This window comes from Methylovorus menthalis, assembly GCF_020523625.1.
In the GTDB taxonomy this organism is placed as follows: domain Bacteria; phylum Pseudomonadota; class Gammaproteobacteria; order Burkholderiales; family Methylophilaceae; genus Methylovorus; species Methylovorus menthalis.
Genome location: NZ_JAJAQH010000006.1, coordinates 830711 through 855848, shown reverse-complemented (window position 1 = coordinate 855848; position 25138 = coordinate 830711). Strand labels below are relative to the sequence as shown.

The window sequence follows — 25138 nt, the reverse complement described above, 5'->3', positions numbered from 1 at the left end:
CCTTAAAAACTAAAGAAGTTGTCTGGTGCGAAAGGAGAGACTCGAACTCTCACGCCTTGCGGCGCTGGAACCTAAATCCAGTGCGTCTACCAATTCCGCCACTTTCGCAATGATTTGGGCCGATTGCAGCATCCGGCGCTTTGCTTGCCGGAGGGGTGGCTTTGCAGCACCCGCAATCAAAATTTCACCGTTTAACCCCGCATGGGGAATAAACGATATTTCAAAAAGAATGCCATTGTAGCTCACTCCTGCCGCGCAGAAAACTACATCGTGCAGTATCAGCAGGGCTTGCATTGACAGTCTGCGACACAAATAGCATGATGCAGAGGCGTTCTTGCAGTTCTGCTCTTCAATAATGGGACTGATCGCATACTACTCATACGGATATTAGGATTCAAACAACACCATGCACAGTACTATCAATCAAGACGAAATCAATATGTTGCGCTCGGAACTCGAGCTGCTGATGCGCGAGCGTCACGCATTGCTCAAGGTCACCGGTGCCGCGGCAGGCCTGATTGCCGAACTTGACAGCCATGACCTGCCGCAAAATACGGTGGAAGCCGCTGAGTTGCTGGCAACAAACATCAACAGCCTTAACGAAGAAACCCTGCAGGACGCGCTCGCGTCAGTTCACGCCGCCATCGTCGAATAACGACGGATTACTCCAGACGCAAATTGCCCAGTTCTGCCTTGCCATGTAATATCTTGCGAGGTGGAGAGGGCAATGCATTGAATAAAATAACAACAAGTAAAGCCGCAGCATGCGCTACTGTTATGGCCGGATTGTGGCTGATCACAGGGTGTGGCTTTCAGACCTATAACGCAAAACCGCTGGATGCACATGCAAGTGCCCAGCGCTACCTTATCCACAATCCTGACAGCCCCGAATTCAGACAGTATCTGCTCGATAGCGGATACCCCGAGGTTCAGATTCCTGTCAGCCTATGGGGAATGCGTGAACTTACCCTTAGCGCACTCTTTTACCATCCGGATCTGGACCTTGCCCGCGCACAATGGCGTGCAGCACGTAGCGCGGAGCTGACGGCGGCCCAACGCCCGCTGCCTGGGATCAATCTCGATAGCGAAAAACATAGCGATCATGCTGGGGGCATTTCGCCCTGGACCTATGGCTTAAGCATTGATATTCCCATTGAAACTGGCGGCAAGCGCCAGGCGCGTATTGACCGCGCCGAAAGCCTCTCAACAGCAGCCCGCATTGATATTGCGCAAACCGCCTGGCAAGTACGCAGCCGCGTGCATCAAAGTTGGCTCGATTTCCGCTATCACTCGCAATTACTTGGTTTGCTGCAACAAGAGCTGAAGCTGCGCGATGAAACCACGACCATGCTGGAAAAGCGCCTGCAATCGGGCATGGCGTCTTCTATTGAAGTCGCCAATTTCCGCGTGTTACGCCAGAAAACCCAGCAAGCCATAGAAACAGAAAAAGGCCGCCTCGCCGAATTACAAGCCGTTCTGGCCAGCAATAGTGCCCTTCCCCTTGCGACATTGAAACAACTCCCTCTAGCGTCGACAAGCTTCAGCCAGGAAACACCTCTTCCACAAGCAACCCTGGATAGCCTGCGCGACGCTGCCATGCTAAATCGCCTCGACCTGCGTGCGGCTCTGGCTCGCTATGACGCGGCAGAGGCCAAACTGAGACTGGAAATTGCCCGGCAATATCCTGACCTTACCCTGACACCAGGCTATAGCTATGATCAGGGCGACAAGATTTGGTCGCTGGGCATATCAGCGCTAATGACCATGATTAACAAAAACCGCGGATTGATTGCCGAAGCCACCGCGCTACGCGATGTTGAGGGCGCGCAATTCCAGGTATTGCAAGCCAGCATTATTGCCGAGCTGGAGCGCGCCGAAGCCGCTTATGCTGCATCATTGCAGGAGATGGCTCGCGCCCGCGAGTTTGTAGCGACATCCCAAGGACTGACTCGGCAGATACAAAGGCAATTTGCCGATGGGTATGCTGACCGACTCAGCTTGAGAACAACTGAGCTGGAAGCCTTGCTCGCCAGCCAGCATTTGCTTGATGTGCAATATAAGCTGTACCAGGCCATGGCCGCACTTGAGCAGGTAGCACAACGACCGCTGCTGGATGAAAATGGCATGCCTGAAAATCTTGACCTGCTGCTCACGCGGCCCAATTCCTAATGCAGGCTGAATACTGGAGTTATGCATGAATCGTAAAATCATCACCATCATCAGCCTGCAGGCCATTCTCATCATCACCATGTTCTGGGTGATCGTGTTTTACGGCAAGGATGAATACGAGGCATACACCCGTGAGCAGGAAGAGGAAATCGAGAACCCCAGCCGCGTTACCACCGAGCATGGGGCGACCATCGTCACCCTGAGTGCAGAATCCCGCCAGCAAAGCGACATTCAACTGGGCAAGGCGCGCCCTGCTCAACAATCCGCCCGTTTGCCAGCACTGGGTACCGTGCTGGCCATTGATGGGCTGATCGACCTGCGTACCCGCTACATGGCGGCGCGGGCAGATGCCTTGCAAACCCAGGCCTCGCTGCAGAATACCAAGCAGGAATATGAGCGACTGCAACAACTCAATCAAGACGACCAGAATGTCTCCATACGAGCTGTCATGGCCGCAGAGGCTCTGTACAAGACCGACCAGGCAAAACTGCAGGCAGCCAATACGGCAGCGCGCAGTGCGGAAGATGCACTTCGTCAGCAATGGGGCGGGCCACTTGCGACAGAAGCGACAAAAGATCGCAGCGCCACGCTTGATGCCTTGTTGAATTACCGCGAAGTGCTGATACGCATCACGCTGCCTTTTGATGCACCTGAACCTTCAGCCGGAAGCCATCTTAGCCTCACGCCCACGGGCAGCAGCGGGCAAGCCGTTCCAGCCAGCTTTGTTTCGATTGCGCCGGTCAGCGATGCTGGCCTGACAGGCAAAACATACTTCTACCGGGCCAGTGCCTCCGCCTTGCGATCTGGTATGCGCGTCAGTGCCAGCATATCCACCAGCCAGGCATATATCGGCATGCTGGTACCTGCCGGTGCCGTCGTCTGGTATGGCGGCAAGCCGTGGGTATATGTGCAAACCGAGGCCGACAAGTTCAAACGCCTGTCGATAGAAGGCGCGGCTGAAGCAGAGAACGGCTGGTTTGTGGCCGGTGTACTGCAGCCTGACAGTGGAATTGTCATCAGCGGGGTTCAGCTGTTGTTGTCGGAAGAGCTGCGCTATCAGATCAAAAATGAGAACGAGGATTGAGCATCTTGTGCCTCGCGCCTGTTAATCCCGATTTATCTGTTCCGCCCTTTTATCGAACCACAACGATGAAGGGGATGCTGCCATGATGTCCGCGCTCGTCCGTTTCTCCATCCGCTTTCATGGCGTCATCATTGGCCTTGCCAGCCTGATGGTGATCTATGGCTTGTATAGCCTGTCGCGCAGCAATCTGGATGTCTTTCCCGAGTTTTCCCCTACCCAGCTCGTCATTCAGACTGAATCGCCTGGCATGTCGGCCAAGCTGGTGGAATATCTCGTCACCCAGCCCCTGGAAAACACCATTGCCGGGACAGTGGGCGTCGACAAGATACGCTCGCAATCCATCCCCGGCCTTTCCGTTGTGACAGTGCTGTTCAAACCCGGTACCGATGTCTATCGCAATCGTCAGGTAGTCGCCGAGCGACTGAGCACGCTGACCAGCCAGCTGCCGCATGGTATCGTACCCAATATCACGCCGCTCACCTCCTCTGCCAGCACCGTGCTAGGCATAGGGCTTACCTCAGACAAACGCACGCTGACCGAGCTACGCACGCTGGTGGACTGGACCATACGCCCCCACCTGATGGCAGTGCCTGGCGTGGCAGATGTGAATGTGTTCGGCGGCAAGGTGCGGCAATTGCAGATCCAAGTAGATCCGCAACAGTTGATCCGCTACAACATCGGCCTGCAGCAAGTCATGGAGGCGGCGAGCAAAGCCACGGGCGTACGGGGTGCAGGTTATATAGAAAACAAAAACCAGCGCATCATCATCAATAGCGAGGGACAATCCTTTACTCCGGAGCAACTGGCTCAAGTGACCTTGCTGCATCGCGGTGGGCAGACCATCCGCTTGGGTGACATTGGCAAGGTGGTGGAGGGAGAAGCCCCCTCCATCAGTGCGGCGCAAATCAACGGGCAGACCGGCATTTATCTTTCCGTGCAAGGGCAGCTGGGTGCCAACACCTACGCCGTCAGCCGCGCGCTGGAAAAAGCCATTGCCCAGCTAGAGCCCAGCATGAACCACGAACAGGTTACGCTCCACCCTGCCCTGTTCCGACCAGCCAACTTTATTGAAACGGCCATCCACGGGGTGCAGAGCGATATCCTGATTGGCTCGCTGCTTGTCATTACGGTGCTGTTCCTGTTTCTGTTCAATGCACGCACTGCCTTTATTTCCGCCACGGCCATTCCGCTTTCGCTGCTGACCGCCGTAGTGGTGTTACAATTTTTTGATATCGGGCTCAACATCATGGTCCTGGGCGGGCTGGCCATTGCGCTGGGGGAAGTGGTCGATGATGCCATCATCGATACTGAAAACATTTTCCGCCGCCTGCGTGAAAACCGCTTGCTGGCGCAGCCTCGCGCCATCCACCGCGTAGTGTTTCAGGCCTCCATGGAAGTCCGTAGTTCGGTGGTGTATGCCACATTTATCGTGGCCCTGGTCTTCATGCCCTTGCTTACGCTCAGCGGTGTCGCAGGCAAGCTGTTTGCTCCGTTAGGCCTGGCATACATCAGTGCCATCCTCGCTTCACTCGCCGTTGCCCTTACACTTACCCCAGCCCTCTGCTACATGCTGCTGGGGAAAGCCAAGCTGGAGACCGAAGACTCGCCCATGATCCGCTTTATCAAGCGGCACTATGTTAGGCTGCTTTATCGTATTGAGGCCCACTTCAAGCTGGTGCTGCTCATTACACTAACTGCCATTGCGCTGGGACTGGGCATACTGCCCTTGTTCAAAAGCCAGTTCATTCCGAATCTGCATGAAGGCCACTACATCATGCACATGACCGCCGTGCCTGGCACTTCCGAGCAGGAATCATTGCGCATAGGCAAAAAAGTCGCCGAAACCATCAGCAACATCAAGGGCGTACGCTCGGTGGCACAGTGGGTTGGGCGCGCGCCAAATGCCGCTGACACCTTTGGCACGCACTATAGCGAATTCGAAATTGAGATCGGCACTGTCTCCGGCGAAGAACAAAACCGTATCCTGGAAGATATCCGCGAAAAGATCTCGGGCTATGACGACGATGGCCCTGCACCACCCGGCTTTGTCGGCGTCAATTTTGCGATCAATACTTTTCTTACGGAGCGTATTGAGGAGACCATTTCCGGCTATGCGGCCGCGCAGGTGATCAATGTTTATGGACGCGACCTCGACGCTCTGGACCGCGACGCCCAAGCCATTGCCAGTGTGGTATCACAGATATCCGGCGCCACCGATGTGCTGGTGCAGGCGCCACCGAGCACACCTCAGCTCAGTATCCGCTTGCGGCCTCAGAGCATGCTGCAATGGGGGCTCTCGCCTACCGATGTGCTGGACACCATACGCCTTGCCTATGAAAGCTTGCCCATCTCGCAGGTATATCAGGCAAACCGGGTAATCGGGGTCAGCATCGTGCTTGCACCTGAAAGTCGTCAGCAAGTCCAGCAGATCGGCAACCTGCCGCTGATCAATAACGAAGGCCGCCTGCTTTACTTGCGCGATATTGCCGACATTACCCAAGAAAACGGGCGTTCCAAGATATTGCATGCCGATGCAAAGCGCATACAAACCGTGACCGCCAATGTGACCGGCCGTGATATTGAAAGCTTCAGTGAAGAAGTCAAAACCCGCATACGTGATGAGGTCGAACTATCACCCGGCAACTACCTGGCATTCTCCGGCGAAGCCGAAGCTCAGTCGCAATCGCGCGAAGACCTGATGGTGCATTCCCTGCTGGCTGTCGTGGGTATTTTCCTGATGCTTTATATCGCCTTTGGCCAGCTCCGTAACCTGCTGCTGACCTTTGCCAATCTGCCTTTCGCCCTGATTGGGGGCGTAATTGCCGTGATTCTGACGGGCGGGTGGATTTCACTGGGCTCCCTTGTAGGCTTTGTGACCCTGTTTGGCATTACCCTGCGCAATGCCATCATGCTGGTATCGCATTACCAGCATCTGGTGGATAAAGAAAACATGGTATGGGGGCTGGAAACCGCCATACGCGGCGCATCAGAACGGCTGCCATCTATCCTGATGACCGCGCTGGTGACTGCATTGGGGCTATTGCCTTTGGCAGCCGGCAGCGGTCAGCCCGGACGTGAAATTGAAGGCCCCATGGCCACCATTATTGTCGGCGGCCTAGTCACCTCCACCCTCCTCAACCTGCTCATCTTGCCCACTATCATGCTGCATTTTGGCCGATTCAAAAAAGCCAGCCTGGCATAGGAGCAAATATTGCTTTATAAAACGACGTATGGAATTTCTCCCTAAAAAAAATCAGGCACGCTTTCGTGCTGTCAGCATCGCCATTTCAGCCTTTTTTCTGCTGGATCTGGCCTTGCTGGGCACCACCTTTCTGCTGTCCGACCAGGTCAAGGAGAATGCGATTGTCATCAACCTTGCCGGGCGCCAGCGCATGCTGTCCCAGCGCATGGTCAAATGCCTGCTGCAGCTTGAACGTGCCCCTTCTGACGAAACCGACAGACAGGCTAGCCTGAAAGAGCTGGAACTCACCTACCATTTGTTTGACACCACACTGCGCAGTTTTTCCGAGGGGGGTACCACCACTGGTACGGAGGGACTCTCTCAGAAAGTCAGCAAGGTCACCCAACCCAAGGCTCGCCTGCTACTTAGCCAGGCGGAGACCTTATGGGCCCCCTACAGATCGGCAATAGAGGAATTGCTGGCCACCCCACATGTAGATAATGAAAAACTGGCTAATGCCGTCACACTTGCCTTGCAGCAGAATACCGAATTGCTGAATCTCATGAATCAGCTGACAGGTAGCCTGGAGGCCAATGCCGTCAACAAGACCAAAGAAGTCCATTTCTTGCAAACCCTGATGCTCAGCATGGCCTTGCTCAGCTTTTTATTGGTCATGCTGTTGATGAAGAGTGAGTTGAAACGCGCCAACAAGCAACGGGAAACGCTGGACAAAATTATCGACACCATCAATGCCGGCATTCTGATCCTGGACGAGCATGACAAGGTGCATGCAGCCAACCAGCCAGCAGCGCAGCTCTTTGGCTATGACGACAAACAAGCCATGCTGGGCCTGCGCAAGACGCATCTGCTGTTTGAATGGGACAAGCAATTGCTGGGCAGGCGGCAAGATAGCGGCACTTTTTATGCGGCCATGCAGGAGTCGGACTTCCCCCTTGAGGAAAGCCCGCTGAAGGTGGTGACTATCTCGGATATCAGCCAGCAACGCTCGGTTGAAGCATCGCTTAACAAGTTGGCCTACTACGACGCACTCACCGGCTTACCCAACCGACTACTGTTTGAAGACCGCTTGCATCAAGGCATATTTGCCTGCAAACGCCAGGGCAGCAAACTGGCAGTGCTGTTTGTTGATCTTGATAAATTCAAAGAGGTCAACGACAGCTTTGGCCATCAGATTGGCGACCTGCTGCTGAAGGAGATTGCTACGCGCCTGCGCAGTCAGCTACGCGAAGAAGATACGGTATCGCGACTCGGCGGAGATGAGTTCGTGATTCTGCTGAACTCCATCAATTGTATTGAAGACAGCGAGAAGATCGTGCGCAGCCTGCTGGCTGCCTTGCGAGCCCCCTTTTCCACAGAGTCTGTCACGCTCTATCAGGAGGCGAGCATCGGCATTTGTCTCTATCCTGACCACGCTCAGGATGAAACCACTATCGTTAACAAGGCTGACCAGGCGATGTATCTCGCCAAGCGCGACAGTCAGCGGCACTATGCTTTCTTTTCAGAAATCGATGCCGCTGAGGCCCAAGGGTTAACGAGTTAATCGTACTTGATGTACTTGAAGCGCGGGTCGTCGTTCGGCGTGCCTTCCAGCGCGCCGCCCTCCTTGCCCGGTTGCCACTGAATCACGGATTCGATTTTGGCGGCCAGCGTCCAGTCCTTGTCGGTAATGCCCTTGGCACTGTGTGTGCAAAGTTTCACGATGACAAAGGCATACGACACCGTCAAATCAGGATGATGCCAGGCGGCCTCCGCCAGATGCCCCACGGTGTTCACCACCATCAGGGTCCCTTTCCAGCCGCTGGTCTTATACTTGCGGCGAATCCAGCCGTCTTCATAAAACCAGTGAGGAAGCTCCGCAGCGATTTTCGCCTGGATTTCAGATTCGCTGTACACGCGATCTTTGGTATTGGGTGTATCCACGAGATCACTCATGATTGAATTTCCTTTATATGAAAAATACGGCTACTAACCTGCGTAGGGGTTAATTCCAGGCGCAGCGCACAGCCACTGCTGCCTGTTGCAATTGCTGCAAGGAGTCGCCCTGCTGCAACACATGGGAATCCTGCTTGTGGACGACCCAGGTCTTGAAGGACTGGCCAACCACATAATCGCCCAGATGCGTATCTACCAAGCCATCCTTGACCAGACGCTCCAGTGAGACTTCACTGGCCTCTGGCCGATCAGATTTGACCAGCACCAGATGCTCGGCGCCGAGTCGACTGGCAAGCCAGGCGGCCAGACTATCTGAAGTGACATCCCAATTGGTAGGAATCGTCTCATCTGCGCACACCATGTGCGACGGCAGCCAGACCAGGGCACGATGCTGCCAGCCACGCTCGGCAATCTCAAGCTCACTGCTGGCAGTCACCAGGGCAGGGTTAAGGCCCGTGAGCAAGATGCCATATTGATCCATGGCCATTACCGCCATCTGATGGGCGACGGCGTCGGGAATACCAGTTTGGGTCTGGGCACTGCGCACTGCATCGGCAAAAATCCCGCCACCCGGCACGATGATGAACTTGCCATCGCTATGCTGCGCAATCATCTCCAGCCATTGCGGCAGCTCGGGAGAACCCAGCAGGCTGCCACCCAGTTTAATCACCCACATATCACCCTGCTTTCTGAAAATGTGCGACCAGTTGCAACATGGAAGACGCCTTGTCCCAGGTTTCGCGATACTCTTTTTCCATCACGGAGTCGGCGACAATGCCGCCTCCCGCCCAGAAGCGCAAACAGTGCTCAGAGTAGACCGCGGTACGGATGGCGATATTGGTATCCATATTGCCATCAAACCCGATATAGCCAATGGCACCGCAGTAAACACCCCGGCGATGCGGCTCCAGCTCTTCGATAATTTCCATGGAGCGCAACTTGGGAGCCCCGGTAATGGAACCGCCTGGAAAACTCCCGCGTAAGAGGTCGACCGCGGTGGTGCCTGGCGAAAGCTCGCCACTGACCGTGCTCACCAGATGATGCACATTGGAGAAGCTTTCCAGCGCAAACAGCTTGTCTGCCCGCACAGAACCCACGGCGCAGCTCTTGCCGATATCGTTGCGCAAGAGATCAACAATCATCAGATTCTCGGCACGATCCTTGAGGCTGTGCTGCAGGTCGTATGCATGGCTGGCATCCTGCTCTGGGTCTTCGGCTCTGGGCCGGGTGCCCTTGATCGGGCGCGTTTCCACATGCCCATCTTTCACCTGCAAAAAGCGCTCAGGCGAGCCAGACAATATCTGCAGCTGCGGAAAATTCAAATACGCCATGAAGGGTGCCGGGCTATGCGTACGCAGATACCGATAGGCCTGCCAGGCATCCCCGTTTGCGGTCACCGAGAAGCGCTGCGCAAGGTTGACCTGATAGCAATCGCCTTCGTGGATATAGCGCTTGATACGGTCAAAAGCCTGGGCATAAGCCGCTTCATCCAGATTGGACTGCAACGCGCTACTTACCTCAAACACCGATGCACTCTCTGATAATGGGGCTTCGAACAAACGACAGAGCTCAGGCCATGCTTGCTCGGTAGATGGGTGGTGCTGATGGGAAACCAGCCATGCCACCTGTTCACGGTGATCCACCACCAAAGCCCAGTCATAAATGCCCAGCTGCATTTGCGGAATATGCTCGGCATCCTGCGCCAGTAAGGGTAAGGTTTCCAGCGTGCGTCCCAGGTCATAGCCAAAATAGCCAATGGCACCGCCTTCAAAAGGCAATTGCCCGGAAGCAATGGCCGATGTGGCTAATATCTGGTTAATCAGTGCAAAAGCATCGTCTTCATGAGCATGGATGCCAGTGTCATCGGATATTGTCGTCACGCCATCTGTGGTCGTTATTCGGATATACGGTCTTGCTGCCAGAATATCGTAACGCCCATAAGCGCTGCCTGGCTTGCCGCTATCGAGAAACACCGCCCACGGCTCATGCGCAATCCGCGCAAATAGCGCCGCACTATCGGACGAATAAGGAATCGCGTGCTTAAGCATGCTGTACCGCCAGGTAAGCCACGGCATAGGCTGGCAGACAAATTGCCGCCCAGCGCTGCACGTCCTCATCCGCCGCTTGTATCAAGGTCTGCACTTCAATGTATTTCCTGTGTAATTGTGCCGCGAGCTCGGCCACCAGAAAGCGACCCGCACCTGCGCCCACCATGGCGCCAAAGGCAGTTTGCGGATGCAGGGAGGCACTACGCAACAAAGCTTCGCGTAAAGTATCCAGCTGCGCATGCTTGAAGGCATTCGCCAGCAACAGCCAAGCTTCGGCTTCTGCATCGCCCAGATCATGACCTATCATGCGCGCCAGCCGTCGGGCGCTGTCAGCGGGCGTTTTACCCGCTCCATCGGCGGTAGCCGCCATGTCGTGTTCTTCGTCCAGATCCCCTGTAAGACGGTAAACATCGGCGGTGGTTGCAAAATGTTCAGCGGCAAGCGCGTAATACTCACCGCCGAAGCTGATTCGTTGCGCCACGGCCATCAGCGGGGTGCGAACAACGCCGGTATATACCAGCTCGCCTGCACGCATGCGGGCGGCATCGCTGTAGCCCCGCGGCGCCGGTTTTGAAGAGACCAGCGAGACAATATCTGCCGTTGTGCTGCCGATATCCACAAACACCCCATGCTCAACGCGGCGTGCTACAAAATCAGCACTGGCAAGCCAGTTGGCGGATGCCACATCATTCGCGTAAAAAGACACATCAGCCAAGGCAATAAAACCTTGGCGGCCCGCGTAAAAGCTGAGCTTGCCTATCAATTGCTGACTTAACACGTCGGCGATTTGCATGACACCGCTGAGCCGGTCAGGAAAAATATCGGCCAACTCACCGGTCATGGTCACCACATGCTGCTGAGGATAAGCAGGCAGCTGGTCCAGCACCTGGTGCACCGCGGCGGACAATCTGTCCAGGCCTTGCCATATGGGGCATGCCACCTGCACCACGCGCAACGCGACGCCATCGGCATTCAGGAGGGCTGCCTTGAGGTGCGCGCCGCCAACATCCCACCCCAGTGTCAAGGGACGATCTGCGACCAGATTAGACATGAGTAGAGACTTCCACGAGATGACGATTGATCGGAGGTAAACTAAAGTCAGGATTATAGAACAAGTCCAGGATCAGGCGCGCCGGATTAAGGCCTGTGGCGGCTTGCAGCCCCACATACGACGTCGTCAATCGCGGGTTTACTTCCAGTACGTGCAAAGCTCCCGTGGGGGTAACGATCATATCCACCCCCACATACCCGGCCAGGTCGGGCATGGCGTGAGCAACCTGCTGTGCCATCTCAGCAAAGGCATGCCAATGGGCAACCATGCCATTCAGCAGGCTGCCGGCATAGGCGAAACCAGCATGGGCGCCCTGCTGTTTCAAGCTGATCTGCTGACGATTACAACTCAATAGCCATGCCCGCCCATGTAGACAAAGCATGGACAAACTTGCAGCCTCGCCTTCCACATACGCTTGAACAGTGTGGAAGGGATGATCTTTTATCCAGTTGGCGTAAGATGGCCAACTCTCAAAATAATAGGTCTCGTCGGCGCCTGCCCCATCGTCCGGCTTTGTTACCAGGGGGATAAAGCTCTCTGCAGTCAGCGCTGCTTTGCTCAGCGTGGGCACCACGGTCAATCCGGCATCTTTCAAGAGACGCAAGGTGGCTGACTTGCTTGAGGCGACTTGGATGGCACTGCTGGGGTTGCCTAATAGCCGCTTGCCGAGCTTTTCAGCCATCAAGGTCAAGCGAAGCAATATCCCGTCCGTTTCCGGGGCAATCACCCAGACAGCGTCAACCTCCTGCATGGCGGCCTCCCATACCTGCCACGGATCATCATTTGCCCACAGCACCTCCACTGCCGCATGCTGACAAGGAACACGGGTATCACAGGTGAGCACAACCTGCAGGTCAGCCAGCGCGAGCAAATCAGCCAGCAAGGCATCACGCATCATCATGCCTTCCTTTGCCAGCGACGGGGGCAATGGCGCACGGTATAATCCGCCGCCAGTGATATATTCACATACCAGTATCTTCAAACAGCGCGCCTCACCACCATGAACATCATCCCTGTTATTGATCTTCTTGAGCACAACGTCGTGCACGCAAAGCGTGGGGAGCGGCAACATTACCGCCCCATTGAGTCAGGCCTGTGCAACAGCAGCGAGCCGCTTGCCATCAGCCGGGCACTGCTCGAATTATATCCGTTTGATACGCTGTACATTGCCGATTTGAACGCGATTCAGGGCAAGGCGGCGCATGTGGATGAGATCGCACTTATTCGCCAGCATTATCCTCAACTGCAGATTTGGCTGGACGCTGGCTTCAAGCATACTTGCGACCTTCTGCCGTGGTCTGGGCTTGAAGTGACCCCTGTCATCGGCAGTGAAAGCTTGCCGGATATTGGCGCATATCAGGAATTAATAAGCGATGGTGTTACGCATGTGTTGTCGCTTGATTTTCGGGGAGATCGCTATCAGGGGCCGGAAGCATTGCTAAATACTCCCCGACTATGGCCACAGAAAGTCATTGGCATGACGCTTGCCAATGTGGGCAGCAATGAAGGGCCAGACCATGCGCGCTTGCAACAGCTCACAGGCATGGCGCAGCATGGCAATCTCTATGCCGCTGGCGGGGTAAGGGACATTAACGATTTACAGCGACTGCAGGAACAAGGCATCGCAGGCGCTCTGGTGGCAAGCGCCCTTCACTCAGGGCAAATCAGCAGCCACGATATTGCTCGCATCAGCCAATAGCCAAAAACTCAGAGAATCTGTAGTTGCCAGATGGGGCTGAACCATCCCGTACAGTATTATTCAGCTGAGATTTATTTGGCCTGAAATGGATGCCTGGATGCTTGGTAGTTTTTCAGCAGATAATCCACGCTAGGCTCACGCTTGATGGCCCCTTCAAGGGCCAGCTTGGTGGCACGGTAATTCCATTCCTGGATTTTCCGGTCATCGTCTGCTTTGGCATCAATAAAGACACCCACGCAAATAAAGAGATTGTCCGCTTCACTTTCCGGGATAGTCCCTTCTGTGACGCAGTCCATCACCGCCATCGCAACTCCGCGTTGTGCCGGACCAAACATTTGAACTGCCTGCTTGCCGTTCTTGATGGTCACCTTGTTGTACATCACGGTAGCTGGCTGGGTACGGACATTAGGTGCCACTACGGCCAACAAACCATTAATGCCACGACGTTGCGTAGTCAGCGTACGGGTGAATGCGCGCTCAGCGGCACTGCCTCGCGGCCCGATAATCAGCTCGATATGGGACACGTTTTTCAGATCCATGTCTTCAATAAAAAGAGCTTCCCCTACCAGCACACGATCAATTACGTGAGCAGCAGGCGCATTGCTCTTGGGTTTCGCTGAAAACAATGTAAATAAACGATCCAGTATGGACATGATAATCCTCTGTTTTTACTGGCAAAGAGAAGGCACAGAAGCTACAAGAGCGACTGTGCCTTAATGAAAAACGCCCCATTGTGTGGGGCGCTTTTGGACTTACTTGGCTTGGAAAGGATGGGCTGAAGCTTTGTAGTTCTTCAGTACATCAGCTACCTTAGGCTCGCGAGCGACAGCGCTCTTGATAGCTTGCTTGGTAGCTTGGTAGTTCCACTCTTGGATACGCTCATCGATATCAGCCTTGTGATCGATGAATACGCCAACGCAGATGAACACATCATCAGCTTCGTCTTGAGGAATGGTGCCGTCAGCAACGCAGTCCATCACGGCCATGGAAACACCGCGTTGAGCTGGGCCAAACATTTGAACAGCTTGCTTGCCGTTCTTGATGGTCACTTTGTTGAACATCACGGTAGCTGGCTTGGTCATCATGTTAGGAGCCACAACAGCCAGCAAACCATTTACACCTTCTTTTTGGTCGGTCAGGGTACGGCAGAAAGCGTCTTCTGCAGCGCTACCACGTGGCCCGATGATCAAGTCGATGTGGGCAACATTCAAGAGGTCGAGTCCGCTACCGTCTGGACGGTTGTCAATCACAAGAGCTTCACCCACTAGAACACGATCAATAACAGCCATTTCATTCTCCAAATAAAAGTTTCCGCAGAAACAAAAATAGCATCGCTTGGTTAGCGGTGCCATACCTAGCCTACCGTCTGTTTAACGTCAAGCCATCAAAATTTTGCGCTAATTATACACAAAAGCGCGGCCGGATGCAGGCTAATTGAAGGCTCCCACATATTAATCGCCATCATAAAAAAACCGCAGTTGCCATTGCTAACGGCACACTGCGGCTTTTCTTTATTTTTCCGCATGTATTATTTGAAGTAAATGCACGCGGAAGACTTCTGAGCATTACTCCAGGTTAGCGTGAATAGCACGCATACCCTCTTCGGTCAGCCCCTTGGCATGAATCAGCTCGGAGATAACACCTTCCAGGAAGATCAGAGTAGACAGCTCGAATTGGGAGCCCATAGGCATACCCTTGGTCAATGGGAAACTGTCATCCTGGCCAATCTGGATAACCAGATCAGCTGCATCCGCCATAGGCGAAGCTTTCTTCATGGAAACCACGACCAGCTTGGCGCCCACGGACTTGGCCTTCTTGACGAATGGCAGCAGGGTTTCAGTTCCGCCGGAGCCGGAAACCAAAATCAGCAGATCACCAGCCTTAATAGCTGGGGTAACCACTTCACCGATCATGCTGACATTGTAGCCGGCATGGACCAGGCGCATGGCAAAGAAACGGGAAACCAGCAAAGAGCGGCCAGCACCACCGATAAAAGTACGGCCAGCAGCCTCAACCAGCTTCAAGAGCTCGGCGCCCTTGGTTTTGTCGGTAACATTGAGAATGCCAGACAGCTTGTCCAGAATAAATTGTTGATGATCCATTTGAATATCCTTATGACTGAAAACGTTGGTGTTAAAAAAAATCCCGACGCATTACTGAGTCGGGATTTTTCATCACTGCATTAAATTCCTATATGGGTTTAATCCCGGGAATTTGATGCTTAGTGAGCCAGCGAAGTGATCTCAGCAGCAGAAGCAGCAGGATCAGCAGCACCGTAGATAGCAGCGCCAGCAACGATGATGGTTGCGCCAGCATCTTTAACTTGCGTTACGGTTGCAGCTTTAACGCCACCAGCAACAGAGATCTTAACGCCCAGGTTCAGACCAGCTACCAGAGCCAAGTCAGCAAATGGGGTTTGACCAGCAGCTTGTTGGTCCAGACCGGTGTGAACACCGATGATGTGAGCGCCGAGCTTAGCAGCTTCTTGAGTGCGAGCAGCTTTGTCAGTCACGTTGATCAGATCAACTTGAGCTTCTTTACCGTACTTGTTAGCAGCGTCAATTACACCCTTGATAGTACCCAGATCAGCAGTACCCAGAACGGTGCAGATGTCAGCGCCAGCCTTGTAGAAAGGCTCAGCTTCGTAGAAGCCAGCGTCCATGGTCTTCAGGTCAACCAGGATCTTGTTGTTTGGGAACTTAGCGCGCAGAGTTTCCAGCAGCTTGATACCGTTATGCTTGATGCATGGGGTACCAATTTCCAGGATGTCCACGTGTGGGGCAACAGTGGTAGCCAGAGCTACGGTTGCGTCAAAATCCAGTGAATCCAATGCCATTTGAGTTAATGCCACGATGTACTTCCTCCAGTTGGTTTAAAAAATTAAGTGCTTAATTTTTAGAAAAACTATCTTAAGTTGGAAACAAAGCTGATGTCAACGTTAAGGTAGGTAAATCCAATAGCACTTATGTACTACTTGAATAAAGTGAATAGCGCTAATAAATTGATTATATAGCGCTATTCAAGTCAGCAATATTACAGCTTTTCAGCCAATGCCTTTTCCAGCTTGTTTTGGTCTACAACGAAACCACGGATACCTTCAGACAGCTTTTCAGTTGCCATGGCATCTTCATTCAGCGCAAAACGGAACTCTTCTTCCGTCATCTTGGCTGGTGGGGTTGATTTAGCGCCTGCATCACTCAGAACGCGAGTCAGGGTGCCTTCGGTAGCTGCCAGATCTTGCAGCAGATTAGGTGAAACAGTCAGACGGTCGCAACCAGCCAGAGCAATCAGCTCGCCGGTGTTACGGAACGAAGCGCCCATCACAACGGTTTTGTAACCGTGTTCTTTGTAGTAAGCGTAGATGGCGCGTACAGAAACGACGCCTGGGTCGGTTTCCTGAGTGTATTCAGTGCCTGGATTCTTGGCCTTGTACCAGTCAAGGATACGACCAACGAATGGGGAAATCAGGAATACGCCAGCTTCAGCGCAGGCACGGGCTTGGCCGAAACCGAACAGCAATGTCAGGTTACAGTTGATGCCTTCTTTTTCCAGGATTTCACCAGCCTTGATACCTTCCCAGGTAGATGCCAGCTTGATCAGAACGCGATCCTTGCCTACGCCAGCTTCTTCATACAGCTTCATCAGCTTGCGGCCCTTGGCCACCATCTTCTCGATGTTGAATGACAGACGTGCATCCACTTCAGTGGAGATACGGCCAGGAACAACCTTGGAGATTTCAATACCGATCAGCACAGCCAGTTTGTCGGCCGCGTTTTCAATTTGAACTTCCTTGCTGCCACCTTGTGCTTTTGCATAAGCAATAGCATCGTCAATCAGGTGGGCGTATTGAGGCAAAGTACTCGCCTTGAGCAGCAGGGATGGGTTGGTAGTGGCATCAACAGGCTTAACGCTCTTGATCGCTTCAACGTCACCGGTGTCGGCAACGATAGTGGTCATCTCTTTCAACTGCTCTAACAAATTAGCCATACTGCTCCTCCTTTAAATGAATTCAATAATGCAAACCAAACAATACAACTTAAAAATTCTTGCCCTGTGCACCAGCCGCGCTGGAATTCATCAGGGACAGTAGAAAATATAATGCCACCAGCAGATAATTGCCGCGGCATTGAGTTCAGTGGCTATTCAGGTGCAGAAACGACGGGGTTTGTCGTGTCCGTCGGTATTCGAGAGTGAATACAGGGCTTGTAGCCCATGGCACGGACATGCCTGACACAGCACGAGCCAGCGAAACAAGCACTAGACCGACCCATGCGTTAATGCCCAAGTATAACCGAATTCTGGCAATTACTACATATAAGTTCTGATCAACCGGAACCAGTCAGGACCTCAACAATGCTGCTGCCAGCACGGTAGCAACCGTCAAGTCTGCGGTGGTACCCGGATTAAGTTTTGCCTGCTTCAATTCCTGATCAAACGCCATGAGGGAGCGCTGGTAGGTTTTGGGGTTGTCGCACGTCATCAGGTTATGCTCATGTGCCAGCGCTTGCTGCATCACCTTCTCGGCCGCTGCATCGCCATATTTTCTTGCAATATGACTATCGGGATAGTGGCCCAGAAAGCCAAGGTAAACCGCCGTCACCGCCCAGGCTTCACGCTGCCACAGCGCAAGCGCCTCACGATAACGGGCAAGCCCCACGCCCAACACTTCCTGATATCCATTGGCATATTGCCGGGCGACGAGATCGTAAGATTGCGCCTGCTCCATGCCTTGCAACAAGGTCACCGTTGGCACCTCATGCACATCATGTTGATCGCTACTCCCGAGCCCCGCTGGCGACGCTTGCAAGATGGCGGCATAGGCAAGCCTGGCATCGTCCACCGTTAACGCCTGCAACGTCTCATTTAACGCATGCGCGCTCAAAGGCAGACCCGTTTGCAACGACGCCTGAATCATGGGAGCGGCGAGAAGAACGATGCCGAGATTGGTATTGCAGTTGACGGCGGACCATGTAGCCTGAATGGCGCGCTGAATGCGCTGCCCCACTATCAGCCCCGGTTCACACAAGGGCTGGGCGGAGACTTCAGCACTGGCAATGAAGTCTTGCACGACCATGCCATGTCCATCCGCAAAAATATGCACATTCCCCGGCTTCAACGCGCTTAATTCCGCCAGGCATGCCTCTTTGTACAGGCCGGCCAATTCGCTAGCTGAGATGGTCATTCAGGAACTTGCCAGACTCAGTTGAGGCTCAGTTGTCAGTTTTGCCAGCAGATCATCCACCAACGCATCGGCAACATTCAATTCAACCACCCCTTGCAAGCCCTTCCAGGCCGGGATGCTGTTCACTTCCAGCACAAACAGCTTGCCATGACGATCACGAATGATATCAACACCACAGTAATCAATATCGACCGCACGGGCAGCGGCCTCGGCGAGTTCGGCGATTTCACCAGTGTGCGGCAGCACTTCACAACGACCACCTTGCGCCACATTATTCACCCAGCTGGCACCGTGACGCACCATAGCGCCGATGGCTTTACCATTAATGACAAATACGCGGTGATCGTGCCAGCGTCCTTCGCCACTATCAATATAGCGTTGCAAATAATAAAGCCCGTCAACATGCTCATCCATAGGCACCGGTAGCGCCGAACCTGGCACCAGCTTGCGTACACCCATGCCTTGGGAGCCGAATAAAGGCTTGATCACCAGATGCTGACCTGCGGCAAGCTCGCGCTGAATGATCTCATGCGCCTGCGCCCGGGACTCGCACACCCAGGTAGCGGGCGTAGCCACCTGATGCCGGTGTAGCAGAAAGCTGGTCATGGCTTTATCTACCGTGCGCTCGACGGCGCGGCCATCGTTATAGACGCGCACGCCCAGCATTTGCAGGGCATGCAATACATCCAGCCGTACGATAACCTGCTGCAGCGTGCCGCCCGGCACCCCACGCACAAATGCGCAATCGGGCAAACGATCAAAGCCTGGAATCACCACACCGGCATGGCCCTGGGTGATATCCAGACGACAATCTTTCAGCGAAACAAACACCGCCTCCAGGCCGCGTGCAGCAAACGCTTCACGCAAGCGTTTGCCATGCCAGCCCGGATCATCGGTGAAGACCGGGATGCGCGGATTCAAAAGGGATACTCGCAAAGAAAATTAAGCGGGATAGCCGAACGACTGATCCAGCAATGCCTGATCCAGTTTGCCACCGACAAAACTCTTGCCAGAGTCAACGGCCGTTACCGTAACAGCAGCCGGGCTGAACAGCATAGGATCGATCTTGTAGAAGTCCATGTTCACGCTCTTGAATACCTCAGCAAAAGGACGACCATAATCACGAGATGAACTGCTTGGCAGATCTTGCGCCAACTTGGCGGCGGCTTCATCGCTGCCCTTCACGAAGATGTGCGCATGGCCGCCGAAAAGGATGGCATCGTTGGTACGGCCCATACCGATCAGGAAATCAGGCGCAGGTGGCGGCACTGGCGCACTCGCCATGCCATCCACTACGTGATCGAGCGGGAAATGCAGCGTATGAATCTTGTGCATGGCGACTTCCAGCACACGGGCAACGATTTGCACGGTACCCGCCAGACTGCGGGTAGGTGTCAGGATAAATGTCAGCTTGTCTGCAGCAACCCCGGTATCGCGGGCTACCTTTTCAATCACTTCCGTTGGTGGCGCCTTGTCGCTCTCCAGCACCAGGCAGGCAGAATCAAACTTGTCCTGATACCCAAGTTCCTTGTAGAGCTCTTCACGACCGGCCAATGCGCGGCCAGGACCAGAGCCCAGGGAGAAGAACTTTTCGTGGGACAGGCTCCAGCCAGCGTACTGGCTGCCCAGGCAGGACAGGATAGGATTGTTTGAATGCACAGACAGCATCCATGGCCAATGGGCAAACGTAGCTGAATTGTGCAGGCTGACATGACCCAGGCCACCCATACAGATTTCTGCAATCAGGCGGCCAACTTCCAGTCCACCTGGGGATTTGATACCGGCATCCACAATGGTGGCACCTGTCGCATGTTTTTCAACGCCAACACGCAGCGCATCTGCGTTATCCAGAATATATTGCACCAAGGGCGCGGTGAGTTTGTTAACGCTAGGCCAACGACTGACATCCAAAGCTGCTTGACTCATGTGATTCTCCTGATTGTTCGATATTATTCAGTAATGCGTTTAATGCTTGCGCACGCTGGCGTGCTTGTTGTTCTGCTTTCAGATCATCGCCTGCCGTTGCCACAATAGTACAAAGTGGCATGTGTCGATCAATGCGTGTGCCCTCCGCAGGCCGGTCAACCACCCACGACGGCCATGCAAAGCCAGCCGGCACCTCAAGGTCAATGGGGGAATAACATACCAGATTCGCCCTCACCTGTCCCACCCCAGATGGCGCCCCAGCAGGAATATTCACTTGGGACTCCCCCAGGCATGTCGCCACATGCGTTTGCAACCACAACGCCTGATGTTCATAAAGCGCCAGACTCGCGCTCAAACGTGGGTTTATTTCCAGCACAAAAACCGCATCCTCCGTCATGACAGCATCCAGACTGTTGAGACCTCGCAAACCATAATGCCTGGTCAATCGACTCGCCGCCTGCACAAGCACATCTTGTATACCTGATGCCAGCATCAGAGGGCCGACCAGTCCGGCATAGCGGTATGGCAAGTTGCCATAAGGACACACAAGCTGGCGCTGAAAGCCGACAATATGCACATTCTCCTCATGCGCCAGAAAGAGTAGCGAGACTGGATGACCTGCGATCTTGCGCTGAAAATAGACATCCGCTGGCGGTTCGGGCATGCCCGCAGACAAAGGCGTGATATGCATGCCACCGGCGTGCCCTGCCCGCTTGCATAACCATGCATCGGGCGCCTCATCCATGAGTGAGTCAAGCGCAAACAGGGTATCAGGTACGGGAATATCGAGGGCAAGACAGCTGGCGTAAAAATCCTGGGGCGACTTGCAGCGTGAGACAGTGACGGCGGTGTTCCCCAATACCTGAACATGCCCGGAGAGAAGATCAAGCAAAGATGGCCTGGTTTCAAAACCACTGCCATACAACAGATACTGAACCTGATGCACAGACAAGGCCGGGATCAACGTACGGCGTATCGCATCCTCGGTAAACCCACCATCGCAGTATGGCAACACCAGCAAGGCAGTACTGGCAGCGCGCGTTTCCTCATCACCAAAAACATCGGCAGCGAGTACGTGATACCCCGCTGCCGATGCTGCTGCGACATAAGGGCGGGCACTCGCCGCCACTATGGCAATCTGGTGTTTCAGAGCTACCTATACGAGATCTTTACGCGCCAGTTCAAAGGCGGTAATGAAGTCGATGTAGACGTGGCTCTGACCTTCCAGCATTTTCTTGAACAGACGTTGCTGGGTTTGGTATTTGATGTTGCCGATCGCCAGGGCACCAATACCGTAAATTTCAGTGCCTTCGATCAGCACGCCGTCGGCCATCACGCCCACGCCTTCAGCACCGGTAGGTGGAACGGCATTCACGTCAGCCACAACCTTCAGCGTCTTGGAGGTCTTCATCTGGTCGATGGTCAGCACGCGCACGCCTGCAGCGGCACAGCACAGCGCAACATCGCTGGTAGCCAGAATCTTGGTCTTCAGTTCATCGGTGCTGCCATCCACACACTGGATATTGGTACCGTAACGCTTGTTATAGGCTTCGGCTTTTTCCACTACATCGGATAGCGCGCGGTGGGCCACCATTTCAACCGTTGCACCGTACTTGGATGCAATCACGGCTGTACAACCACCCACTGGGCCGGTTGCACCAAAAATGCTGACCTTGCGGCCTTGCAACGTACCGCCGTAATACTTGGTCAACAGCTGTTCCACGCGCGCCATCATGGCAGCAGAGGTAGTGAAAGCGCCGGAAGGATCGGCAAACACGGAAATTTCGAATGGCGGCACCATCGACTTCTTGGCTGTTTCCAGCATATCCATGGCCAAGTCAACATCACGGCCGCCAATCAGCATGCCGGTGCGCCATACGCCACGAGGGCCACGCGAGAAAATAGCATCCTGCACAAGGCCGGTTACTTCACTCAGTTGTACATTGGTATATTGCGCGATGGCATCGTAACCAGCGTCATACGCCATATTGACGTCAAACGGGCTGGCATTCTTAGCTGGTGTAATAAAATGTAATACGTACGGCTTTTCCACTTTGGTCCCTTCCATGTCGCTTGCCCTCGCAAAGGTGGTTCTGTTTTTAAATATTCAGGCTGTTGCCAGCCCGCTCACTGCTTAACTACTTGAAACTGCACTACTCGCATAAAAAGTCTGTAATTCTTTTTCTAAGCCAGGCCTTCCTGAACTACGCTTACTTCAGCCCCGGCATTGCCGCCCTTGCATAACAGGAATTCAATGCCTTGCTCATCAGTATAGCGGGATTGTAACGCTTCCAGCATACGCTCCGCACCTTCAACATCGGCAAAAACTGCAAAACCTGTAGGCCCCCAGGAACTTTGTCCCAAACATTCCACGCCCAGCCCGGCCAAAAAATCCAATATTTCTGCCACTTTCGGACTCGCATAGCGGCCGCCCTGGGCTGGCGCAAAATGATCCCCGGTGCGCTCCTGCAATTCGCGGATGGCTCGACCAAAGGCTGGCAAATCATGCTCAGCCAGCGCAGGCAATGCCTGCATCAGTACATAACGGCAAAGCTCTGCTGCACTCTGCGCGGGAAACGGGGGAAGCTGACGGAATGCGTCGACCTCCTGGGTGCCATGAACCCCGGTACGACCATGGTCAAATATCAACAGAATGCGCCATTGATCAGGAAAATCGGCATGTGCAATCACTGGCGGCACATCAGTTTCACTGCTGCGACCACCGTCAACGATTACGCCTCCGGTAGCAAATGTGCCGAGTCCGATACCAGAGCGGGCACCTCGTGCCGTAAGAACCGCAATATCGCGCAAACTGAGATTGAGGCCATAGAGTCGGCTGATGGCAGTACCTACCGCCAGGGACATTTGAGTACCGGACCCAAGCCCGGCATGTTCAGGAATAGCTTCTGAAAGGACGATGTGCACACCAGCCTGCAGATTGAGGGCATCGGCAATGCGCTGTGCAGTTTTCAATGCGCGCTTGGCGCCGGGACCTTCTGCCGTAATGGTAGCAGCAGGATAAGCCGTCAGAGCCGTGGATGGCTTATCGAGCGATACACCCAGGCTGCCGAAACGACGCCCGAGGTCTCCATTCAGATCAAAAAACCCCATGTGCAATCTGGCAGAGGTTTTCACATGCACACTGGCAATACCAGGTGGCGTGTTGACTGAGGGATGGGTGTAACTGCTAGACATCGTTAATCGCTTGTTGGGGGCTGCAAAAGCGGCTTATTGTAGCCCAGCATGGCCGTTTTTTATATCCCGTAAAAGACAATCTCGGCCAGCCAATACCGGGAGGTCAGAGTGTAGATAAGAATCAATCCTGACTAGCCAGCCAATGCGCGTGCTGGCGCGAGCAAACTCAATCTTGACGCTGGCTTTTGTTAAGCTGCATAATCCTTGCAGTTAGCAAGGTCAAGGCCGCTCAAGGCCGTGATTCAACAGATGCGCAGCCGTCACTCCCGAGCGCACACTAAAAAATAACAGGGAAATCATCACTAGGGCACTCCGGTACCCGCTTACACGATAAGGTTTCGCATGGAGCATCTCTCTCAAGCAATCGATCTATCCAGCCCCGGTACCATTGAAGCCGTCACCTGCCCGGCCTGCGGGCTGCTCTGCGACGATCTCAGCGTGGAACGACATGCGGATGGTGCATTGAAAGTTGTCAAAAACCCATGTGCCAAGGGCGTCAAGTTTTTCCAGTACATTCCAAAGACAACCCAGGCGCGCATCAACGGCAAGCCAGCTGACCTGCAAGCCGCGATTGCCAAAGCCACCGAAATCCTGGGCGGAGCCAAGCATCCATTGCTGAGCGGCCTGGGCACCGATATTCAGGGCATGCGTGCCGTCATGAATCTGGCCGAGAAATCAGGCGCGACCATAGACCACATGAATGGCAAAAGCTCAATGCGTAATCTGCTGGTGATGCAGAACTCAGGCTGGCAGATCACGACGCTAACCGAAGTGAAAAACCGGGTTGATCTCTTGCTGGTGGTGGGTACTGATATCGTCAGTTATTTCTCGCGCTTTTTTGAGCGCAACATCTGGAATCCGGAAAGCATGTTCGGTCAGGATACCTCCAGCCGCGAAGTGGTTTATCTGGGTGGCCGCGATCTGGATACCAGCCATGGCGTATCGCCCAAAGGCGTAAAGCCTACCGTGCTGCCCTGCGATGTAGCGCAATTGCCAGAAGTGCTGGGCGTGCTGCGGGCCATTCTGCTAGGCAAAAAAGTCATTGCAACCGAAGTCGCTGGCATACAGGTAGCTGATCTTGCCAAGCTGGCCGAGCGCCTGCAGGCCGCCAAATACAGCGTGGTCGCCTGGACCGCCAGCGCCCTCGACTTTCCGCATGCCGAACTGGCCATCCAGAACATCGTCGGCATTGTCGACAAACTGAATGCCACGACCCGCTCCTCCGGTCTGCCACTGAGTGGCAGCGAAGGCGATGTTGGCGCGTATAACACCAGCTCATGGATCAGCGGCTACCCATTCCGCATGTCCTACCGCAATGACTACCCCGATTACGAACCGCATCACTATGCAACCGACCGTCTGCTGGCGGAAGGCCAGGTAGATGCCATAGTGTGGATCAGCAGCTTCAATCCGGCACGACTGCCACCGGCGAGCAAGATCGCCAATATCGTGATCGGCCACCCCAACCTGGAGCTTGAAACCGAGCCAGATATCTTTATTCCGGTGGCGGTACCCGGCATTGAAACCAAAGGCATTCAATTCCGCAGCGACAGCTCGGTGGCACTGCCACTCAAACAATTGCGTGCGACCGACCTGCCCACCCTGGGCGACGTTCTCTCCGCTATCGAAGCCGGCCTCTAGGCCGCATCT

At 54.2% G+C, this 25138-nt stretch carries 23 protein-coding genes and 1 tRNA gene; 7 read left to right on the top strand and 17 right to left on the bottom strand.

Features of this window, described 5'->3' with window-relative positions:
• Positions 1–23: 23 nt before the first annotated feature.
• A tRNA-Leu gene (locus tag LG204_RS09845) sits at positions 24–108 on the bottom strand.
• Positions 109–406: 298 nt separating this feature from the next.
• Here LG204_RS09845 and LG204_RS09840 point away from each other — a divergent pair.
• From LG204_RS09840 to LG204_RS09820, 5 genes are all read left to right on the top strand, one after another.
• Positions 407–655 carry a hypothetical protein gene (locus tag LG204_RS09840; protein ID WP_230337105.1) on the top strand — a complete coding sequence of 83 codons (249 nt, stop codon included), beginning with the start codon at positions 407–409 and terminating at the stop codon, positions 653–655.
• A gap of 122 nt (positions 656–777) precedes the next feature.
• Positions 778–2169, top strand: a complete 1392-nt coding sequence (locus tag LG204_RS09835; RefSeq protein WP_230337104.1) for a TolC family protein — start codon at positions 778–780, stop codon at positions 2167–2169.
• Between the two features lie 25 nt (positions 2170–2194).
• A complete protein-coding gene (locus LG204_RS09830; RefSeq protein WP_230337103.1) occupies positions 2195–3253 on the top strand; it encodes an efflux RND transporter periplasmic adaptor subunit in 1059 nt (352 codons plus the stop codon).
• Positions 3254–3335: 82 nt separating this feature from the next.
• The gene (locus tag LG204_RS09825) at positions 3336–6455 is read left to right on the top strand and encodes an efflux RND transporter permease subunit (protein WP_230337102.1); all 3120 of its coding nucleotides are present in this window, start codon (positions 3336–3338) and stop codon (positions 6453–6455) included.
• Between the two features lie 28 nt (positions 6456–6483).
• Positions 6484–7995, top strand: a complete 1512-nt coding sequence (locus tag LG204_RS09820) for a diguanylate cyclase domain-containing protein (protein ID WP_230337101.1) — start codon at positions 6484–6486, stop codon at positions 7993–7995.
• Here LG204_RS09820 and LG204_RS09815 read toward each other — a convergent pair.
• The 5 genes from LG204_RS09815 to LG204_RS09795 are packed head-to-tail and all read right to left on the bottom strand — an operon-like array spanning position 7992 to position 12468.
• The gene (locus LG204_RS09815; RefSeq protein WP_230337100.1) at positions 7992–8387 is read right to left on the bottom strand and encodes a 4a-hydroxytetrahydrobiopterin dehydratase; all 396 of its coding nucleotides are present in this window, start codon (positions 8385–8387) and stop codon (positions 7992–7994) included. The two genes, LG204_RS09820 and LG204_RS09815, sit on opposite strands and share 4 nt — an antisense overlap.
• A 49-nt stretch (positions 8388–8436) precedes the next feature.
• Positions 8437–9063, bottom strand: coding sequence for an amino acid kinase family protein (locus LG204_RS09810; RefSeq protein ID WP_230337099.1), 627 nt, complete (start codon positions 9061–9063; stop codon positions 8437–8439).
• A gap of 1 nt (position 9064) precedes the next feature.
• A complete protein-coding gene (gene pabB / locus LG204_RS09805) occupies positions 9065–10435 on the bottom strand; it encodes an aminodeoxychorismate synthase component I (RefSeq protein WP_230337098.1) in 1371 nt (456 codons plus the stop codon).
• Positions 10428–11486, bottom strand: coding sequence for a hydantoinase/oxoprolinase family protein (locus tag LG204_RS09800; protein WP_230337097.1), 1059 nt, complete (start codon positions 11484–11486; stop codon positions 10428–10430). Before LG204_RS09800 ends, pabB begins: the two co-directional genes overlap by 8 nt.
• Complete coding sequence (locus LG204_RS09795; RefSeq protein WP_230337096.1) at positions 11479–12468, bottom strand: ATP-grasp domain-containing protein; 990 nt, start codon at positions 12466–12468, stop codon at positions 11479–11481. Before LG204_RS09795 ends, LG204_RS09800 begins: the two co-directional genes overlap by 8 nt.
• 18 nt (positions 12469–12486) lie before the next feature.
• Here LG204_RS09795 and LG204_RS09790 point away from each other — a divergent pair, with 18 nt between their 5' ends.
• Positions 12487–13185: a HisA/HisF-related TIM barrel protein gene (locus tag LG204_RS09790; RefSeq protein ID WP_230337095.1), complete on the top strand. Its 699-nt coding sequence runs from the start codon at positions 12487–12489 to the stop codon at positions 13183–13185.
• A gap of 71 nt (positions 13186–13256) precedes the next feature.
• Here the strand turns inward: LG204_RS09790 and fae (LG204_RS09785) are convergent, their stop codons facing one another.
• The 11 genes from fae (LG204_RS09785) to LG204_RS09735 all read right to left on the bottom strand — a co-directional run bounded on the left by fae (LG204_RS09785) (position 13257) and on the right by LG204_RS09735 (position 23488).
• Positions 13257–13838: a formaldehyde-activating enzyme gene (gene fae, locus LG204_RS09785; protein WP_407664204.1), complete on the bottom strand. Its 582-nt coding sequence runs from the start codon at positions 13836–13838 to the stop codon at positions 13257–13259.
• Positions 13839–13937: 99 nt separating this feature from the next.
• Complete coding sequence (gene fae, locus LG204_RS09780; RefSeq protein ID WP_015830180.1) at positions 13938–14474, bottom strand: formaldehyde-activating enzyme; 537 nt, start codon at positions 14472–14474, stop codon at positions 13938–13940.
• Positions 14475–14750: 276 nt separating this feature from the next.
• Complete coding sequence (hxlB, locus tag LG204_RS09775) at positions 14751–15287, bottom strand: 6-phospho-3-hexuloisomerase (protein ID WP_230337094.1); 537 nt, start codon at positions 15285–15287, stop codon at positions 14751–14753.
• 119 nt (positions 15288–15406) lie between these two features.
• Complete coding sequence (gene hxlA / locus LG204_RS09770; RefSeq protein WP_230337093.1) at positions 15407–16036, bottom strand: 3-hexulose-6-phosphate synthase; 630 nt, start codon at positions 16034–16036, stop codon at positions 15407–15409.
• A 182-nt stretch (positions 16037–16218) separates the two neighbouring features.
• Entirely contained in the window at positions 16219–17172 is a 954-nt protein-coding gene (gene tal / locus LG204_RS09765) for a transaldolase (protein WP_230337092.1), read from the bottom strand.
• 352 nt (positions 17173–17524) lie between these two features.
• Entirely contained in the window at positions 17525–18367 is an 843-nt protein-coding gene (locus tag LG204_RS09760; protein WP_230337091.1) for a triphosphoribosyl-dephospho-CoA synthase, read from the bottom strand.
• A complete protein-coding gene (locus tag LG204_RS09755) occupies positions 18368–19288 on the bottom strand; it encodes an ATP-grasp domain-containing protein (RefSeq protein ID WP_230337090.1) in 921 nt (306 codons plus the stop codon). It abuts the gene before it with no gap.
• Between the two features lie 21 nt (positions 19289–19309).
• Positions 19310–20293 (bottom strand): methenyltetrahydromethanopterin cyclohydrolase, encoded by a 984-nt coding sequence (gene mch, locus LG204_RS09750; RefSeq protein ID WP_230337089.1) that lies wholly within the window; start codon positions 20291–20293, stop codon positions 19310–19312.
• Complete coding sequence (locus tag LG204_RS09745; protein ID WP_230337088.1) at positions 20256–21422, bottom strand: ATP-grasp domain-containing protein; 1167 nt, start codon at positions 21420–21422, stop codon at positions 20256–20258. The genes mch and LG204_RS09745 overlap by 38 nt, the downstream gene beginning before the upstream one ends.
• A gap of 27 nt (positions 21423–21449) precedes the next feature.
• Entirely contained in the window at positions 21450–22361 is a 912-nt protein-coding gene (locus LG204_RS09740; protein ID WP_230337087.1) for an NAD(P)-dependent methylenetetrahydromethanopterin dehydrogenase, read from the bottom strand.
• Between the two features lie 116 nt (positions 22362–22477).
• Entirely contained in the window at positions 22478–23488 is a 1011-nt protein-coding gene (locus LG204_RS09735) for a beta-ribofuranosylaminobenzene 5'-phosphate synthase family protein (RefSeq protein WP_230337086.1), read from the bottom strand.
• A gap of 342 nt (positions 23489–23830) precedes the next feature.
• Between LG204_RS09735 and LG204_RS09730 the strand changes: the two genes are divergently transcribed.
• The gene (locus tag LG204_RS09730; RefSeq protein WP_230337085.1) at positions 23831–25129 is read left to right on the top strand and encodes a formylmethanofuran dehydrogenase subunit B; all 1299 of its coding nucleotides are present in this window, start codon (positions 23831–23833) and stop codon (positions 25127–25129) included.
• The last annotated feature ends 9 nt before the right edge of the window (positions 25130–25138 follow it).

Coding starts and splice junctions, on each gene's coding strand:
- LG204_RS09835 (WP_230337104.1), top strand. CDS start 778: ATGGCCGGATTGTGGCTGATCACAGGGTGTGGCTTTCAGACCTATAAC.
- LG204_RS09790 (WP_230337095.1), top strand. CDS start 12,487: ATGAACATCATCCCTGTTATTGATCTTCTTGAGCACAACGTCGTGCAC.
- LG204_RS09825 (WP_230337102.1), top strand. CDS start 3,336: ATGATGTCCGCGCTCGTCCGTTTCTCCATCCGCTTTCATGGCGTCATC.
- LG204_RS09820 (WP_230337101.1), top strand. CDS start 6,484: ATGGAATTTCTCCCTAAAAAAAATCAGGCACGCTTTCGTGCTGTCAGC.
- fae (WP_407664204.1), bottom strand. CDS start 13,838: ATGTCCATACTGGATCGTTTATTTACATTGTTTTCAGCGAAACCCAAG.
- pabB (WP_230337098.1), bottom strand. CDS start 10,435: ATGCTTAAGCACGCGATTCCTTATTCGTCCGATAGTGCGGCGCTATTT.
- LG204_RS09735 (WP_230337086.1), bottom strand. CDS start 23,488: ATGTCTAGCAGTTACACCCATCCCTCAGTCAACACGCCACCTGGTATT.
- LG204_RS09830 (WP_230337103.1), top strand. CDS start 2,195: ATGAATCGTAAAATCATCACCATCATCAGCCTGCAGGCCATTCTCATC.
- LG204_RS09810 (WP_230337099.1), bottom strand. CDS start 9,063: ATGTGGGTGATTAAACTGGGTGGCAGCCTGCTGGGTTCTCCCGAGCTG.
- LG204_RS09760 (WP_230337091.1), bottom strand. CDS start 18,367: ATGACCATCTCAGCTAGCGAATTGGCCGGCCTGTACAAAGAGGCATGC.
- LG204_RS09815 (WP_230337100.1), bottom strand. CDS start 8,387: ATGAGTGATCTCGTGGATACACCCAATACCAAAGATCGCGTGTACAGC.
- LG204_RS09740 (WP_230337087.1), bottom strand. CDS start 22,361: ATGGAAGGGACCAAAGTGGAAAAGCCGTACGTATTACATTTTATTACA.
- fae (WP_015830180.1), bottom strand. CDS start 14,474: ATGGCTGTTATTGATCGTGTTCTAGTGGGTGAAGCTCTTGTGATTGAC.
- LG204_RS09840 (WP_230337105.1), top strand. CDS start 407: ATGCACAGTACTATCAATCAAGACGAAATCAATATGTTGCGCTCGGAA.
- LG204_RS09730 (WP_230337085.1), top strand. CDS start 23,831: ATGGAGCATCTCTCTCAAGCAATCGATCTATCCAGCCCCGGTACCATT.
- LG204_RS09800 (WP_230337097.1), bottom strand. CDS start 11,486: ATGTCTAATCTGGTCGCAGATCGTCCCTTGACACTGGGGTGGGATGTT.
- tal (WP_230337092.1), bottom strand. CDS start 17,172: ATGGCTAATTTGTTAGAGCAGTTGAAAGAGATGACCACTATCGTTGCC.
- hxlB (WP_230337094.1), bottom strand. CDS start 15,287: ATGGATCATCAACAATTTATTCTGGACAAGCTGTCTGGCATTCTCAAT.
- mch (WP_230337089.1), bottom strand. CDS start 20,293: ATGAGTCAAGCAGCTTTGGATGTCAGTCGTTGGCCTAGCGTTAACAAA.